At 66.5% G+C, this 16,230-nt stretch carries 13 protein-coding genes; 2 read left to right on the top strand and 11 right to left on the bottom strand.

The features are described from left to right. Positions 1-180: 180 nt before the first annotated feature. From AC1MH0_RS13220 to AC1MH0_RS13190, 7 genes are read right to left on the bottom strand one after another with little or no spacing between them, the layout of a single operon-like run. Positions 181-1,782 (bottom strand): hypothetical protein, encoded by a 1,602-nt coding sequence (locus AC1MH0_RS13220; protein ID WP_480963162.1) that lies wholly within the window; start codon positions 1,780-1,782, stop codon positions 181-183. Beyond that, a complete protein-coding gene (locus tag AC1MH0_RS13215) occupies positions 1,782-3,152 on the bottom strand; it encodes an O-antigen ligase family protein (RefSeq protein ID WP_480963161.1) in 1,371 nt (456 codons plus the stop codon). Before AC1MH0_RS13215 ends, AC1MH0_RS13220 begins: the two co-directional genes overlap by 1 nt. A gap of 9 nt (positions 3,153-3,161) precedes the next feature. Further along, the gene (locus tag AC1MH0_RS13210) at positions 3,162-4,289 is read right to left on the bottom strand and encodes a glycosyltransferase (RefSeq protein WP_480963160.1); all 1,128 of its coding nucleotides are present in this window, start codon (positions 4,287-4,289) and stop codon (positions 3,162-3,164) included. After that, entirely contained in the window at positions 4,286-5,455 is a 1,170-nt protein-coding gene (locus tag AC1MH0_RS13205) for a glycosyltransferase family 4 protein (RefSeq protein WP_480963159.1), read from the bottom strand. Before AC1MH0_RS13205 ends, AC1MH0_RS13210 begins: the two co-directional genes overlap by 4 nt. After that, positions 5,452-6,801, bottom strand: coding sequence for an oligosaccharide flippase family protein (locus tag AC1MH0_RS13200; RefSeq protein ID WP_480963158.1), 1,350 nt, complete (start codon positions 6,799-6,801; stop codon positions 5,452-5,454). Before AC1MH0_RS13200 ends, AC1MH0_RS13205 begins: the two co-directional genes overlap by 4 nt. Beyond that, entirely contained in the window at positions 6,798-7,808 is a 1,011-nt protein-coding gene (locus tag AC1MH0_RS13195; RefSeq protein ID WP_480963157.1) for a glycosyltransferase family 2 protein, read from the bottom strand. The genes AC1MH0_RS13200 and AC1MH0_RS13195 overlap by 4 nt, the downstream gene beginning before the upstream one ends. Next, entirely contained in the window at positions 7,805-9,034 is a 1,230-nt protein-coding gene (locus AC1MH0_RS13190) for a glycosyltransferase family 4 protein (protein WP_480963156.1), read from the bottom strand. The genes AC1MH0_RS13195 and AC1MH0_RS13190 overlap by 4 nt, the downstream gene beginning before the upstream one ends. A gap of 101 nt (positions 9,035-9,135) precedes the next feature. Here AC1MH0_RS13190 and AC1MH0_RS13185 point away from each other — a divergent pair, with 101 nt between their 5' ends. After that, positions 9,136-11,040 carry an acyltransferase family protein gene (locus AC1MH0_RS13185; RefSeq protein WP_480963155.1) on the top strand — a complete coding sequence of 635 codons (1,905 nt, stop codon included), beginning with the start codon at positions 9,136-9,138 and terminating at the stop codon, positions 11,038-11,040. Here the strand turns inward: AC1MH0_RS13185 and AC1MH0_RS13180 are convergent. Beyond that, complete coding sequence (locus AC1MH0_RS13180) at positions 11,024-12,499, bottom strand: O-antigen ligase family protein (RefSeq protein WP_480963154.1); 1,476 nt, start codon at positions 12,497-12,499, stop codon at positions 11,024-11,026. The two genes, AC1MH0_RS13185 and AC1MH0_RS13180, sit on opposite strands and share 17 nt — an antisense overlap. Before the next feature lie 336 nt (positions 12,500-12,835). Here AC1MH0_RS13180 and AC1MH0_RS13175 point away from each other — a divergent pair, with 336 nt between their 5' ends. Then, entirely contained in the window at positions 12,836-13,336 is a 501-nt protein-coding gene (locus tag AC1MH0_RS13175; protein WP_480963153.1) for a Ros/MucR family transcriptional regulator, read from the top strand. A gap of 86 nt (positions 13,337-13,422) precedes the next feature. Here the strand turns inward: AC1MH0_RS13175 and AC1MH0_RS13170 are convergent, their stop codons facing one another. The 3 genes from AC1MH0_RS13170 to AC1MH0_RS13160 form a co-directional block, all read right to left on the bottom strand. Further along, positions 13,423-14,328, bottom strand: coding sequence for a flagellar motor protein MotB (locus AC1MH0_RS13170; RefSeq protein ID WP_480963152.1), 906 nt, complete (start codon positions 14,326-14,328; stop codon positions 13,423-13,425). Between the two features lie 4 nt (positions 14,329-14,332). Beyond that, positions 14,333-15,196: a flagellar motor stator protein MotA gene (motA, locus tag AC1MH0_RS13165; RefSeq protein ID WP_056061555.1), complete on the bottom strand. Its 864-nt coding sequence runs from the start codon at positions 15,194-15,196 to the stop codon at positions 14,333-14,335. A gap of 110 nt (positions 15,197-15,306) precedes the next feature. Next, positions 15,307-16,227, bottom strand: a complete 921-nt coding sequence (locus AC1MH0_RS13160) for a flagellin N-terminal helical domain-containing protein (RefSeq protein ID WP_480963151.1) — start codon at positions 16,225-16,227, stop codon at positions 15,307-15,309. Between the last annotated feature and the right edge of the window lie 3 nt (positions 16,228-16,230).

Below are 16,230 nucleotides of genomic sequence, written 5' to 3'. Positions count from 1 at the left end.
ACCAGCGCCGTTACCAGCGGACGCATCGACGGCATGCGCCCCAGTCCTGTGATGATCGCGTGCAAACAGCGGCTCGCCTCCCCATACGGATTCACAAGACCGCAAATATCTGACCTGTATTGATGATGCTATGCGCCGACCTGCCAAGCGATGGCAACCCCGCGACCATAATTACCGACGCTACGGTGCAAGTCGATACACGTCGTATACTTCATCGCCAGACGCAGTCCGGAGCGTCGCAATCTTCGTAGTCGCCGCGCGAAACTTGGCGATGTCGTCCGGATCGAGGATCAGCGGCCCGAACGTGCCGCGATCGATCACTGCGCGCTGCCTTACATCGTCGAGCGAGGCGGAGAGCAGGATCACGACCGGCCTGTGCGTGGCCGTGGCGAGGCGCCGCGCGGTTGCGAGTAGGCGCCCCGGTGACATCGGTGCGGTCTCGGCGAGCGTCATCGGTACCAGCGCCGTGAACCGGTCGCGGCGTACGGACCAGGTCGGGTTGGCGCCGTAATAAGCGATACTCTCGATCAGGAAGTCCGGGTCGGCGATCACGACCGACCGGGACAGGCCGTTGGTCGCGAGCAGATCGACGAGCGCCTTCGCCTCGCCCTGTGGTTGCGCCTTCGCCGCCTGGACGACGGCGCGCGCGGTCGCGGGAAGCTGTGCGGCGAGCAAGGCGAGGAAGGCGATGCGGCCGATCCGCTCTGCGCGACGGGCGAATACCGTGTCACGCCAGCCGCCAAACCCCTTCGCCGCCAGCCAGTGCAGCACGACGAAGAACACGATCAGCAACGCATCGTGGCGGTAATGACCCGGGTAGACGAACACGAACAGCAGTTGCAGTCCACCCAGCGCCGCGATCGCCGCGACAAGCGCGGCGGGGCGGCGCGCGAAGGCGGCGACGCTGCCGGTGACGAGCGATGCCGCGAGGATCGTGACCGGCAGGCTCGCGTTGAAATTGCCGAAGATCCGCTGGAACTCGACGCCGGGTATGAGATGGAGCAGCGTCTGGCCGAGGCTCCGGTGCACGGCGGCGGGGGCGTCCTCAACCGAGGGATAGACCGACGCGAACGCGAGCAACGCCCCTGCTGCGGCGACGATCATCGCGGTGAGCCATTGCCGCTTCGCCCGGCTCCAGCCCCACCCCTCCCGCGCGCCCAGATCACCGAGCCAGAAAATTCCGAACGCTCCGGCGAGCACGACCGAATGGACGTTGGCGTTGCACAACAGGAACAACAGGCCGCCCTGAATGAGCCAGTAATACCGGCCCCGCGCCCGGACCTGCGGATAGGTCCACGCGAGCAGCAACAGCAGCAGCATCGCGATCCCGTAGTTCCGCGCCATCACGACATAGTCGAACGTCGCGAACCCGCCGAACGAGGTCAGCATCATCACCGGCAGGGACAGGCGGGCGACGAACACGAGGATCGCCGCGGCCACGATGCCGATCGCCAGCGCGAGGCCCGGCAGGACGAGGTTCGTCCCCAGCAGATCGGTCCCGAACCGCAGCAGTACGTGCCAGAGCAGCGGATGCCCGTAACCGCGCGCCGCCGCCGGCATCTCTAGGATCGATGTCCCCTGCGTCGCGAGGCTGAGCGCGCGCACCTCGTCGCGCCACATCACGTGATGCGCGACCAGGAACGCCACGAGCGCGAGCCACGCGACGAAGATCAGGAGGCGTAGCGGCAAGCGACTGCTCGGCGGTCGTCTGGCGCTATCCCCGGCGGGAAACAGCTCGTCCACCAACTTCCACCATCGCGCCGAGCCGATCGCGCGAGCCATCAGCGGCGCGACAACCGGGCCGGCCTCCGCACCAGCCGGGCCATCCGCCCGCGCAACGCATGATGCGCGCCGGGACTCGCATCGGATTCGCGATAGGTGATCGCGACCGCGATGAGCAGGAACACCTCGACTAGCGACGCCGCGTTCAGCAACGTGGATTCGGCCAGATTATGCCCTGCGCAGAAGATGATGACCGCCAGCAGAAGCGACCGCCGCGGCTTGTCGATCGACTGGCTGAGCAGCAACCGCAGCAACGGCCAGACGATCATCACGACGATCGCCAACAGCATCCCCGGCAGGCCGATCGTGACGAGCAGGTCGAGGAAGCCGTTATGGCCATGCGCGGCATAGACCGCGACCCATCCGCTGGTGAGCGTCCAGATCGGACTGTCCGCGCCGATCTGCCAGAACGAACTGAAGCCCGCGCCGGTCCAGAGATGCTCGCCGGCATATTCGAACAGCAGCGGCCAGATCGCGCCGCGCCCCGTCAACGCGCCGGGATCGTTGACGAAGTTGCTCAACGCCGTGAGATTCACGAACAGGATCTGCAAGGCCAGTCCGACGACCATCGCCAGGCATATCCCGAACGCAAAACGGTGGCTGGCGTCATAGGGCCGGATCGCGAAGCCCATCGCCAGCGCAAGGACGAGCGATATCTCTGACGTGCTCGAATGCGTGTAATACAGGAATATGCCGGCGGCGGCGACGACCAGGGCCGAGACGATCCGGGGGAACTGCCGGTTGTCGAACACGAAGAACAGCACGGTGAACGCGCACGCCGCCCCTGCGACGTTCTTGTGCGGAATGATGCCGCGCCAGTCACCGACCACCGACGATTCCTCGCCGAACACTTCGGAATGAATGCCGTAGGGCGTCAGGAACACCATCAGGTAGTTGACGACCAGCACTGCGATCAAGGCGTAGCGGACGAGTTTCAACGCGCGCTCGGGACCGAGATCGTTGATTTGCCGGAACGTGACCCAGACCACGAGTGCTGTCAGCGTGATGCGCCGGAACGAGATGAACGGTGCGATCGCCCAGCTTATCGAGAGGAAGCAATAGGCCAGCAACACCGCGAGCCCGACGGGGACGCAGAACAGCTGCCGCTTGCTCGGCATGCCGCTGCCGACCAGGAGCATCAGGAATATGACGACGTGCAGCGCCTGGTTTACCGCATCGCCCTGGCCGATCGCACCGCGAAACGCCCATTCCTGGAATGCCGACGTGCCGACCAGCACGAGCCCTAGAAACACCACGAAACAGGCGTTGGCGATGACGTAGCGACGACGAGTATGCAATCGCGCCGCGCGTTGCAGGGGCGTGATCGGCCCCGATGCGGGTCGTCGCGCTACGTTGATCGCCGTCGCCATGGCCCCTTCCTACCGTGTCAACGCCGTGGAAACCAGTACGGCTTCGTAACGATCCATCATTCGCGCGTTCGACGCCTCGCTGCCGAGCCGAGCAGCAAGGTTCGCCCAATACGACCGGCGCACCGGATCGTCCCGCAATTCCCGGAGCGCGGTCGCCAGCACCGCCGGATCCTCAAGCGGCACGACGATCCCGCACCGCGTTCCGTCGCGTGCGGTGATGCCCTCGACCTGCACCGGCACGTCCGACACGACCAGCGGCAGGCCGAGCCGCGCGGCCTCGATCAGCGCGAGGCTGTGCCCCTCGTAGCGGCTGACTTGGACGAAGACGTCGGCGGACGCAGCCTTGGCGAGCGCGGCGTCGCGCGGGATCAGGCCGGCGAAGGTCACGCGGTCGCCGAGGTCGAGGTCCGCGACGAGCGTGCGCAACACCGCCTCGTCCCCGCCGCCGCCGACGATCTCCAGATCCGCGCCCGGCGTTTCAGCCATCGCGCGTATCAGCATCGGATAGTTCTTCTGGTGTGACAGCCGCCCCAGCGCGACGACGCGCAACCGGTCGCCCGCCGCCTTTGCCCGAGGCAAGGCGTCGAGGACCCGTTCGACCCGCTCCGACAGTGCGTTGTGGATCGTGAGCGTCCGCGCACGATAGGTGGCGGGCTTGTGCGCCAGCGTCGCGCCGACCGCGTCCGACACGCTGATAATCCCGGCGACACACGACAGGCTGCCGGTCCAGCCGTCGATCCGGTCGAGCAGGCGGTTATGCGTGTCGGTCGGCGAATGATGCGACAGGAACACGCGCGTCTGCACGCGCGCGATCGTCACCGCGAGCGGCAGCAGCACGTTGGCGGCAGGCATCGCCGACACGACCGCGGCGGGTCGCTCGCGGCGCAGATAGCGGACCAGCGCGGCGAACGTGCGGACCGCGCCTAGCACCGATCGCGGGCGGGCGTCGGCAATGTGGTGCCAGACCGCCATGTCGACGCCTTCGCCCTCCGCATCGGCCGGCGGATAGAGGACGAAGCGCTTCACCGGATGGCCGCGTGCGATCAGTCCCTCGGCGATGTCGTCCCAGAGTTCGCGCAAGCCCCCGGCCGTCGAATGCGTCATCGTAAAATGGATAGCGCCGGTTCGAGCCGTCATGCCGGCCCGTCCAGCGCCGCGACGGTATGCGCCGACAGCCAGGCGCGATCCTCGGCATCGTCACGCACCCAGCGATCGATCATCTCGCCCCATTTGACCGGGTTCTGCATCCGGTGCCACGCCGCCGCCGACCCTTGCGACACCCGCGCATACAGCGCCGGATCGGTCATCAGCCGCGCGATCGCATCCGCCAACGCGCGTGGCTTGCCGGCGGCGAACACCAGCGCGCTCTCGCCGTCCTCCAGATGCCCGTCGAACATCGGATGATCCGACGCGATCACCGGCGTGCGCGAGGCGAGCCCCTCGAACAGCGTCAGCGGCAGGCCTTCGGGGAAGTTGTGACGGCTGGGCACGATCACCGCATCGGCGTCTTGCATCATCGCCGGGATCGCGCCGTTCGGGACGAGCCCGAGGAACCGGACACGGTCGGCGACGCCGAGGCGTGTCGCGAGCGCCGCGAACTTGTCCGTTGCGCCCAGGCCCGCGACGTCGAGCCGAACGTCGAGGCGGTCCTTCAGCAACGCCACCGCGCGGACCATGTCGCCGACGCCCTTCTTCGCGCTGATCGAGCCGACGAACAGCAGCGTGAAGGGCGGTTCCGACGCATGCGCCTTGCTGGCCTGAGTCTCGGGCGTGCGATCGTGCGGGAAATCCCACGCCAGAACCTTGTCCGCCCGCACCCCGATCCCCACCAGCGCCCGCGCGGCATTGGCCCCGTGATTGGCGACCAGAGTCACGCGGGGATCGTCGAGCAGCTTCGGCAACCGCCGGAACCTGACCCAGCGATAATAGGGATTGGCGAACGAATCGGCCATGATCACGCCCAGCCGGACATCGTGCTCCAGTCCCCAGCTGATCAAATGCAGCATCGGCCCGAACACGATCAGGTGGGTCGGCGCGAACCGCTCGATCAACTCCAGCACCGGTGCGGGATCCTGGTCCGGGTTGGTGTCCGCGCCGATCACCGTCACACCGCTGTCGAGCGTCTCCCAATAGGACGGCGCGAGCGAGCACAGGAACCCGACCGCCTCGTGCTCTGCCCGCCACGCGGCAAGCTGGCCGAGGACGTAGCCGTGACCGTAATAGGTCTCGCCACCGGTGGCGCGACGCAGGCGATCGGCCTCCCGATAGTCGCCGGCATAATGGACGATCAGCAGGCGGGTCATCCGATCCTCCCCAGCCCCGCCACCAGCCCCGCGAGCGGCGTGCCGAACCCGAGCTGCCAGCGGACCGCGAGCATCACCGCGAACACCGCGCAGGCCGCCCCGATCGCGAGCGCATCCTGCCGCCAGAAGCTCATCCGCACGCGGTGCAGCCCGACCGCGATATAGCCATATTGCAACAACTCGGTGACCGCGACCGCGACGACCGCGCCGGGAAAGCCCGCGAGCCGGTGGCCGATCGGCAGCAATATGGCGAGCGTCGCCAGCCGCATCATGTTGGCGACGCTCGCATAAAAGGGCCGCCCCGCGCTGAGCAGCAACGCCTCGTTGAGGTTGGACAATACCGCGAACACCGCGCCGCCGAGCAGCACCGACAGCATCCAGCTCGCTGCCTGGTAACGCGGATCGTAGATCAGCAGGATCAGGCCGTCCGCCACCGACGCCGCCAGCGCGAGCGCTGCGCAGACGCCGAGCGTGAACACCGCGCGCGAGCCGGCGATCGCCGCCATCTGCCCCGCCCGGTCGCCTTCGGAAACGCTGGCAAGCGCGGGGAAGATGATCTGATAGCTCATTCGCCGCGCGAGCGTCGTCGGCAGCTCGGCGATCGCGCGCGCGATGCCGTAGATCCCGAGCAGCGCGAGCGGCGCGACCCGGCCGAGATACAGCCGGTCGAGATTGGTCGCGGCGTACATCACGAGCGACGTGATCGCGATCCACTTGCCGAAATGGATGATCCGTCGGACCACGTCGCGGTCGAACCGGAGGCGCTGGCCGGGATCGGGCAGCAGATAGCTCAGCGCCGAGCGGATCGCGACCGCGAGGACGAGGCCGATGACCGGCGCCCAGACCGAGCGCAGCCAGGCCGCCAGTGCGACCTGCACCGCGAACGCCAGCGCCTCGCACGACAGTTCGAACAGGTTGCGGCGGCGGACCTCCATCTGCTTGACCAGCACGAAGATCGCGGTCGAGTGCGCGCCACCGATCATCGGCGACAGCGCCGCGACCAGGAAGATGCGGACGTCGATGCCGTAGGCGTGCGCGAGGAACGGCGCGGCGATCAGGAAAACCAGGCTCAACAGCACGCCGCGCAGCAGTTGCAGCGTCCAGGCGGTGTCGCGGAACTCGCGGTCGAGCCCGTCGCGGTGGTGGATGATGTTCTGCTCGATCCCGACATCGGTCAGCAATTCGACGCCGAGGCGGATCGCGTTGACCACCACCATCACGCCGAGGATCTCCGGCGCGAGCAAATAGGCAAGGACGATGTTGAGCCCGAACTTCAGCCCGGCGGACACGACGAAGGTCCCCGCAGTCCAGACGAACTTGCCGAGATAGCCGGACGCGGTGCTCATCGCCCCGGCGCGGACAGGTCGCGCGCGGCAACCGGCGCACCGGCGGGGCGGCGCGCGCGGACGAGCCCCTGGAGCATGCCGATCGCGATCACGTTCCACGTCACCAGTGAGTAGATCCCGACCCGCAGGCTCCGCCGGCGCATCGTCAGGAACGCCAAGGGCAGCAGCAGGATCGCGAGCAAGGCGATACCCTGCCCCATCGCGAGCGCGACGAGCATCGCCAGCCACCAGCCATAGACGATCACGCTGTAGCGCAACTGGGCGAACCCGCGCAGGACCTGCGACCAGTGCGGGCGGCCCCAGGCGGCGCGGATCACTTCGCCCGGGCCGCCGGCATAGCCGGTGCGCAACCGTCGCCACATCAACTGGTAGCCGCCGGTCGCGTGGCCGTGATGCTCGACCGCGGGCACGTCGATCCGCGCCAGCCGCCAGCCGTCTGCGCGCAACCGGGCGCCGAGCTCGTATTCCTCGAACGCGTGGAGGTTGCGGTCGGCGAAATGTCCGACGCCTTGCACGGCGGCGACGCGGTACAGCCCGCCGCAATCGAGCCGGTCGACATCGCCCGCCACCGCGCTTTCCTTAACGCGATCGTTACGCGCGCGGAGTTCGAACTCGATGCTGTCGGTGTTGACCTCGCGCACCCGGCCTCCGACCGCGGCGTGGCGAGGGTTCGCCTCGAGGAACGCGATGCCTGCTTCGAGGAAATGCGGGTCGAGGACCATGTCGCCGTCGAGCAGGTAGAAATAGTCGACGCCGGGGGTCTCGGACGCAGCCTGGAATGCGAGCTGTGCCCCCGTGCCACAGGACCGCTCGGCAGGATCGACAAGTTGCGCGATCCGTGTGCCGGGATGTGCCTGCGCCAACGCTATCGTGGCGTCGGACGAGCCGCTGTCCGCGAGCACGACCAGTCCGCCGCCGACGCGGTCGAGCGCGACGCGCGCGCTGCCGATCGCAGCGTCGATATGCGCCGCCTCGTTCAGCGCCTTGATCCCGACCGCGACAGTCACTGTGGCCCCGTACCCCCGACAGCGCGATAGCGTGCCAGATACGCCGACGCCATCGCCGCCGGACTGAAGCGCCGCGCAAGATCCTCGCCGTAGCGTGCCGCGGTCACGCGCGCGGTCGCCGGATCGTCGATGACCTTCGCCAGTTGCGCGCCGATCCCCGCGATGTCGGCGACCGCGGCCTTGAACGGATAGTCGGCCGGGATCGCCTCATCGAGGCCTGGAGCATCGGTCGTGACCAGCGCGATGCCCGCCATCAGCACTTCGAGCGGAAGCAGCGCAAACCCCTCGAACCGCGACGGCAGCAGGACCGCGTCATACTGGGACAGGCGTTGGGACAAGCGCTCGATCGGTGCGGTCATCCTGACGTCCCAGCCCGCCAAGCCCTCCGCGATTCCCTGCGCCACCAAGTCTCGAAACGCGCCTGAGCCGGCTATCGTGACCACGACATCGCGGCGCTGAGTGCGGGCATGAGCCTCTCGGAGGATGGCAGGCAACAGGTCGGCGCCCTTCTGGTGAACAAGCCGCCCCGCGAACAGCAGTCGGACCGGCCCCGCAGCCCTTTCGATCGGAGACGCCGTCGGTGGCGACACGCCATTATAGATGACGTCGGCGAGCGGACGGCACCTGCGTGTGACGATCGCCGCGTCGGCGTTGGCGGCGTTGCGCGACACCGCCACCGCGTCGCCCTTGGCCAGCCGTTGCGTCACCCACCGCCCGATGCCGCCCCAGGCGATCCACAATTCGCTGTTATGCACAGTCCGGAGCAACGGCGTGCGGCGGACGCGGCGCGAGATCAGCCCTGCCACTGCCAGCGTCAGCTCCGGTATCTCTGTGTGGACATGGATCAGGTCGGGTCGCTGCTCGGCCACTGCCCGTGCGAGCGACCGCGCCGCAAAGACCACGCCGCCCGACTTGAAGCCGCGTGCCGTGCCGAACCGGAACGGCACGTGCCAGCGGTCCAGCCGCTCGGCCATGTCCTGCCCGACCCCGCTTAGCGGCGACTGGCGCAGCACCGCGAACAGCGAGAACGCGACCCGGTCGCGCAAGGCATCGATCAACCCCAGCGCGACGTTCTCTGCGCCGCCCATGTCGAGATGCGTGATGACGTGCATCACCCGGAGCCGCGGCGCATCGGCGGGTCGCGCAGGCTCGTCGTTCGTACCCGTCACCCGATGATCCGCCCCCGCCGTCGTCTCCGCGTAGCAACGCCCGGCGGGCGCGTCCATGCGGACCCTAGCCGCGTACCCCCACCCGCTATAGACCGACGGCGCAATTGGGGGCGTCGGTATAGGTGAGCGAGAGCATAGCGACAGGATCGGCCGCGCGCGTGGGCACGCCGACGTCGACGCGGCAGGACGAACGCGCGCTTCGCTATCGGTCGGATATCGACGGACTACGGGCGCTCGCGATCCTGCCCATCCTGCTGCTGCACTGCGGCGTGACGAAGTTGCGGGGCGGGTTCGTCGGGGTCGACATCTTCTTCGTGATCTCCGGCTTCCTGATCACTGCGATCATGGTGCGTGACATCGCCGAGGAACGCTTCTCGATCGCGCGCTTCTATCGCCACCGGATCGTCCGCATCCTGCCGGCGCTGCTCGTGATGATGACGGTCACGCTAGCGCTCGGCTGCGTGCTGCTACTGCCCAACCAGTTGCGCGACCTCGGACGCAGCGCGGCGGCGACCAGCGTGTTCGGGTCGAACGTCTATTTCTACCTGACCTCGGACTATTTCGCGGCGGCGTCCGACGCCAAGCCGCTCGTCCACACCTGGTCGCTGGCGGTCGAGGAGCAATTCTATCTGCTCTACCCGGTGTTGCTGTGGTCGCTCCGGAGGCTATCGCGCCAACGTCTCGCGCAGGTGATCGCCGGCCTCGCACTCGTCTCGTTCGCGATCGGCGGGTGGCTGGCGACGACCTACCCTTCCGCCGCGTTCTTCCTGCTGCCCGCACGAATCTGGGAATTGTCGCTTGGCGCGCTGGTCGCGCTCGGCGCCGTACCGATAATCGCGAACCGATCGATCCGCGCGGCCCTGTGCATCCTCGCCATCGCAGTGATCGCCGCGAGTTGCATCGCAATCAGCAGCGGCTGGCCGTTTCCCGTTCCTTTCGCGCTGCCCCCCGCTGTCGCTGCCGCAGTGCTGCTGGCGTACGGCGGAGAGGGTCCGACAGCACGACTGCTCGGGGCATGGCCACTGCGCGCAATCGGCCTCATCTCCTATTCGGCCTATCTCTGGCATCGCCCGATCATCGCCTTCTACCAGATCCGCCACGGCTCGACGCTCGCCCCGGTCGAGACCGTCGGGCTACTCTGCGCTTCGCTCGGCGCGGCATGGCTGAGCTTTGCGCTGGTCGAGCGCCCGGCGAGCCGGCGCTGGCGCAGCGGATCGGGACTAGTCCCGCATGCCATCGCGGTCGTGCTGCTCGCGGCGATGGCGATCACTGGGCTGACGATCGCCGCGCAGGCCGACCACATTCGCCCGCTCTCGCCGCGCCAGGCGCTCGCCGCCAACTATCTTGGCTGGGACTCGACGGACGCGGGCAAACGGCAGTTCAGTACGGATCGGTGCTTCGTCCTGCCGACCGGCCACGGCTTCTTGCCCGATTGCCTGCGGTTGTCGGCGACCAAGCCCAACATCGCGCTGTTCGGCGACAGCCACGGCGCGCACTTCTCGCAAGCGCTGCGCGCGCTGCTACCGGACGCGAACGTCATCCAGGTTACCGCGGCAGGGTGTCGACCACTGCTGCACGGGAAGGGCCTGCCGACCTGTCGCAACACTATGGACGCCGCGTTCGGGACGTTGGATTTCGCGCGGATCGATACGGTTATCTTGTCCGCACGATGGCTCGACTTCGAACAGCCGGCGTTGCTCGACACGATCCGCTGGCTGCGAGCGCGGGGCACACGCGTCCTCGTGATCGGGCCCTCGGTGGAATACGACGCGGACCTGCCTGCGTTGATCGTGCGATCGGACGCGGACGGCAACCCGACGCTCGCGGACGGGTTTCGCCTGTCCGACCGTATCGCGCTCGATAGCGAGATGGCGGGGCCAATTCGCGCAACTGGCGCAGATTACGCTTCGGCGATCGACACAGAGTGCAGCGGCACGACCTGCCGCCTGACCACCGCCGATGGCACGCCGCTACACTTCGATCATTCGCACTTCACACCGGCCGGCGCACGGGCTGCGCTGGCGACAATCCTCGCACGTCACCCGGTCATTCGCCGGCGGTAAGTACCGGGCGATGCTTCCGCTTGCGACGGCGAAGTTCGCGCATCACGTCGTCGCCCGCCTGCTTGACTGGTGCGGTCCGCCTGTCGTCCATCGTGCAATAATGCGCGAGCGCGACTGCGAAGAAGAAGATCGTGCTGACGATGCCGTCGCGCTCGAACAGGCCGCTCTCGGTGATGTTGTGGCCGATGCAGAACATCAGCATCGCCGAGATCAACGCCCCCCGCCCCTTCGCGACGTCCGCGCTCGCGAGCAGCCTCCCCAATGGCCAGACCGCCATCGCGAAGACCATCAGCAGTACGCCGGGAATACCGACCGTCACGAGTTGGTCGATATACCCCGAATGGCCGACGGTGATCTTGGTGACATAGCCCTGGCCGTACTCGAAGATCGGGCTGCTGGCCTCGATGTTCCAGAACGATCCGAAGCCCGCGCCGAGCAGAGGATGATCGCTGGCATAGTTCAGCAGCGCGCCCCAGATCTGGCCACGCCCGGTAAATGCCTTTGGCTGGAGGAAGTTGGACTGGACCATGTCGGCATAGGCGCTGGTCAGGAACCAGAAGACCGATCCGACGATCATCAGGATCGGGATGATGTAGCGGCGCAGGCGGATGCTCACCGTCTCGAACACGATGCCGCCGATCGAGGCCAGCACCAGCATGCCGCCCGAGGTCTTCGACTGCGACCGGAACAGGAAATACCCGGCGACGAGGATCGCGAACAGGCGGATCGTCGGTCGGATCCGCTTGGCATCGAACAGGAACATGATGATGCACAGCGCACACACCGCACCGGCGAAGTTCTTGTGCCCGAGGAAGCCGCGCCAATTGCCGATCAGCGCGGTCGCCATGTCTTCGCCGGTCATGTGGACGCCGATCATCGGATCGAGCGCGACGACGATATAGGAGATCAGGATCGTCGCGAGCAGCGTGTAGCGGAGCAGGTCGACGTTCAGTTGATACCCGCCGTGCCGGACGAGGCTGAACACCATCCAGGCGACCAGCGTCGTCAGGAACACGCGCCGGAACGCGGTACCCGGATCGAGCGCCCAGGATACGCTGATCCAGCACCATGCGAGTGCCAGCAGCATCGGCCAGGTGAACGCGACCAGCGACTTCGAACTCGCCGAGGGGCGGATCGCGAAGATCGTGCCGGCAAGGATCGCAAGATAGCCGATCTGTCGTACGGCGTTCCCGTCGCCGCCATTGCCGCCCTCGACATTGGTCATCACCGGGCCGAGCATCACCAGTGAGATCAGCGCGACGATCGCGATCCGCAGCGGCATCAGTCGATCGCCGACGCTCTGCAGCATGGGAGCGTCGCCCCCTGCCTCTCCCTTGCCAAGCTTCGCAAGCCAATCGCTGCCCGAATAGGCGTCGGATTTCAGCTTTGCGGCCCCGCTTATGCTGCCGGAACGGTTCGCACGTTCGGATCGGTTCGCGCCGTCGGGACCTGAAAGCATGCAGAAACCCTCTCGATAGGATGCATCGCAGCTTCGGCGTGTTCCCGACAGGTTGCACGATAGCTGACGGGGCGGGCGACGATAGACGCGTGATCGTCGACCGAGTTCTACCTGTCGCGACGATAAGCGTCCAGCGATCAGACGCCCGCGATATCTAAGTCGTACTTGATTTGTTCACCGTCGAAGACTTTGATTTGAAGCAGTCGAAATGAACCGATCTTGGCACATGAACGCTTCCAATGTCGATTTTTACAATTTATTGGGCTGAAAACGTCTTTGGATGGTTGAACCCGATGTCGCACGCCGTTACGGGGTCCGCAGACAATGGAGTATACTATGGCCGAAGATACCACCGACCTGAATGCCGTCGAGCTGGCAACAGAACTGACGATCGCATGGCTCGGCAACCCGAATACCCGGAGTTCGGCTGATGACGTTCCCGCGTTTCTCGGCAAGATGCATGAGACCGTCTCGACGTTGCTCGGTACCACGACCGAAGCTGCTCCAGTCGAAGCTGCGGCCGAATACACGCCTGCCGTAACGGCACGCAAATCGCTCGCGTCGAAGGATCACATCATCTCGATGATCGACGGCAAGTCGTACAAGACCTTGCGCCGTCACCTCGCGACGCACGGCATGACGCCGGCCGAGTACCGCGAACGTTATGGCCTGAAGCCCGATTACCCGATGGTCGCCGAGAACTACTCGGAGAGCCGTCGCGCGATGGCGAAGAAGATCGGCCTCGGACGCAAGCCCGGCCCGCGCAAGACCGAATCGGCGCCTGCCCAGCAGACGACGCGCAAGCGCAAGACGGACACTGCCGCCGCCGCTGAATAAGCGACGCAGACGGTAGCGACAAAAAGGACCGGCGCCTCGCGGCACCGGTCCTTTTTTATTGTGCGTACCGTGAGAACGCGGCGGCGTTACTTGGCGAATAGCCCACGCCTGTAGAGCAACGTGATCGCAACGCGGCGGTTGCGCGGATCTGCGGGGTCCTTGACGATCAACGGTTCGCGGTCGGCGACGCCTTCGATCCGCTCGAACCGCTGCTCCGGTGTGCCACCCGACAACAGCCGCCGGCGCGTCGCCTCGGCGCGGCCTGACGAGAGCATCCAGTTGTTCATCGCGCGTGGGTCGCCATACGGCACGCTGTCGGTATGGCCGCGGATCATGATCGGGTTCTGCATGCCTTGTACCGATCCCGCGATCATCCCGATCAACGCCGACGCTTCCGGATCGAGCGCGGTCGTGCCGAGCGCGAACATCGAATAGTCCGCGTCGTCGACCAGATCGATCCGCATGCCGTCCTGCGTCGGCACGAAGCGGACATGGTTCTGCAGCCGCGACAGTTTCGCATTGCCCGACATCTCGCCGAGCACGCGCCGACGCAGCGCCTGGAAGTTCTTCTGGTCTTCCTTGGTGAGCGCTTCGCGACTCTTCAGCGAGCCCTTGGGCCCCGTCCCTGCCGATGGTCCACCCTTCCCCGCATCGGGAATAGCCAGCTGCGCCATGCTTGTCTGGCCCGGCTTCGGCCCGATGCGATTCTTGTCGAGGATCGATTCGCCACCGAACAGCCCCCCGCCGCCGATCCCGAGCGACCGCGTGTTTAGGATGGTCGGCGCGAAGTAATCGGCGATGCCCTTGCGCTGTTTCTCGGTGGTCGCGCCGACGATCCACAGCAGCAGGAAGAACGCCATCATCGCGGTTACGAAATCGGCGTACGCGACTTTCCACGCGCCGCCGTGATGGCCGCCATGCCCCTCGATATAGATCTTCTTGACGATGACCTTGGGCGGCTGGTTCGTCCCGTGAGGCGCGCGCGCGGCCACGACGTTACTTGCCCCTCAGCCCGTCGAAGACTTCGGCGAAGCCCGGCTGGTTCTTGTGCGCGATGCCCGAGCGCGCGGCCTCGATCACCAGCGGCTGCGGGTGGCCGTGCAGCGAGGCGATGATGATCTGCTTCACGACGTCATAGATCGACGCGTCGGCATCGAGCACCTGCTTCAACCGGTTCGCGAGCGGCGCGACGATGCCGTACGCCAGCAGCACGCCCATGAACGTGCCGACCAGCGCCGAGCCGATCATCGCGCCCAGGATCGACGGCGGCTTGTCGATCGACCCCATCGTCTTCACCACGCCGAGCACCGCGGCGACGATGCCCAGCGCTGGCAGTGCGTCGGCGAGGCTCGCGAGCGTGCCGTGCGCGGCCTCCTCCTCGTGATGATGCGTCTTGATCGAGTGGTCCATCACCTCCTCGACCGCGTGCACGTCGAGCGTCCCCGACGACACCACGACCAGGCGCAGCGTATCGGCGATCAAATTGACGAGCGCCTTGTCCTTGAGAAGCTTCGGGTACTCCGCGAACACCGCGGAGGACTGCGGATCCTCGACATGCGGCTCGAGCGCGATCGGCCCGTCCATCCGCAGCATCTTCATCAGCTTGCTGACGAGGAAGATGACGTCGAGATAGTCCTGCTTCTTGTACTTCGGCCCCTTGAAGACCTTCCCCAGGCCAGCGCCGAGGCCCTTCAGCTCCTTGCCCGAATTGCCGATGATCAGCGCGCCGGCGGCGGCACCGCCGATGATCAGCATCTCGTGCGGGATCGCCTCCATGACGGGGCCGAGCGCGCCGCCGGTGAACGCGAATCCGCCAAACACCATGACGAGCAGGACGACGATGCCGATGACCGGAAACATGGTGTTCGAATTCCCCCAGGGCCGACAGCGGCACTTGCGTCGCCACAGAATTAACCGCCTTTGGTAGCCAACCGGTTACCAAGACGACGTCGCGCGCGATTAAATTCGGATCAGCGCAGATAATCGAACAGCGACAGCGCGGAGAGCTTCGAGAAGCTCGCCTGCGTCGCCGACAGGATCGTCATCGTCTTCTGCAACTCGACCACCGTCGTGGTGATGTCGGTATCTTCCAGCCCCGACCGGGTCGCCTCGCGGTCGGCAGCGACATCGGTCAGCCGCGACATTTCCATATCGACGCGCGCGGCACGCGCACCGAGCGAAGCCTGCACCGCCGACACCTGATCCGACGCGGCGCTGATGTCGGCGAGCGACGTATCGAGCGAACTCGCCTTGAAGTCGTCCGACTGCAGCGCGGTCGCGATCGCCGAGAGCATCGCCAGCGTATTGGTACCGCCCTCGATGCTGCCATCCGGCCTCGCCTTGCCGCCGACGGTGAAGATGCGCGCGGCGGTTTCGTTCGCCTGGACGGTCTGGCCGTCGCCGATCGGGATGCCCGAGACCGGCTTCGAGGCGAGCGCGTAGCTGCCGCCCGCAGCCACCGCGGGCGCGCCGTCGGCACCACCGAACAGCGCCTGTCCACGCGCGTCCTTGGCGTTGGCGAGGTTGGTCAGCGTCGCGACGAGGCCGGCGATCTGTTCGCCGATCGCCTTGCGGTTGGCGGCGTTCAGCGTGCCGGTCTTCGCCTGCGTCACCAGCTCGGTCGCGCTCTGCAACTGGTCGCTGATCGCGGAGAGGCTGGTGTCGCCCTGCTTCAATACCGATTCGGCGGTGCCGAGATTGGCGGCATAGGCCTTGTCGTCGACGATATCGCGCTTGATCCCGGCGAGCCGCTGATACGCGGCGCTGTCCGACGAGGGCGCCGACAGCTTGGTCCCGGTCGAGATCTGGTTCTGCAACGACTCCGCCTTGGCACCGAGCGATGTCATCGACGCCGAAGCGCGGTCGTAGAACAGGCGAGTCGCGATCTGCATGGG

This window comes from Sphingomonas sp. AP28 (assembly GCF_056680455.1).
This window is presented reverse-complemented; position numbering and strand designations above follow the sequence as displayed.

What these genes read in the sequence shown, in the direction of transcription:
- AC1MH0_RS13205 (WP_480963159.1), bottom strand. Translation starts at nt 5,455, where the DNA reads ATGACCCGCCTGCTGATCGTCCATTATGCCGGCGACTATCGGGAGGCC.
- AC1MH0_RS13210 (WP_480963160.1), bottom strand. Translation starts at nt 4,289, where the DNA reads ATGACGGCTCGAACCGGCGCTATCCATTTTACGATGACGCATTCGACG.
- AC1MH0_RS13180 (WP_480963154.1), bottom strand. Translation starts at nt 12,499, where the DNA reads ATGCTTTCAGGTCCCGACGGCGCGAACCGATCCGAACGTGCGAACCGT.
- AC1MH0_RS13220 (WP_480963162.1), bottom strand. Translation starts at nt 1,782, where the DNA reads ATGGCTCGCGCGATCGGCTCGGCGCGATGGTGGAAGTTGGTGGACGAG.
- AC1MH0_RS13215 (WP_480963161.1), bottom strand. Translation starts at nt 3,152, where the DNA reads ATGGCGACGGCGATCAACGTAGCGCGACGACCCGCATCGGGGCCGATC.
- motA (WP_056061555.1), bottom strand. Translation starts at nt 15,196, where the DNA reads ATGTTTCCGGTCATCGGCATCGTCGTCCTGCTCGTCATGGTGTTTGGC.
- AC1MH0_RS13190 (WP_480963156.1), bottom strand. Translation starts at nt 9,034, where the DNA reads ATGGACGCGCCCGCCGGGCGTTGCTACGCGGAGACGACGGCGGGGGCG.
- AC1MH0_RS13175 (WP_480963153.1), top strand. Translation starts at nt 12,836, where the DNA reads ATGGCCGAAGATACCACCGACCTGAATGCCGTCGAGCTGGCAACAGAA.
- AC1MH0_RS13160 (WP_480963151.1), bottom strand. Translation starts at nt 16,227, where the DNA reads ATGCAGATCGCGACTCGCCTGTTCTACGACCGCGCTTCGGCGTCGATG.
- AC1MH0_RS13200 (WP_480963158.1), bottom strand. Translation starts at nt 6,801, where the DNA reads ATGAGCACCGCGTCCGGCTATCTCGGCAAGTTCGTCTGGACTGCGGGG.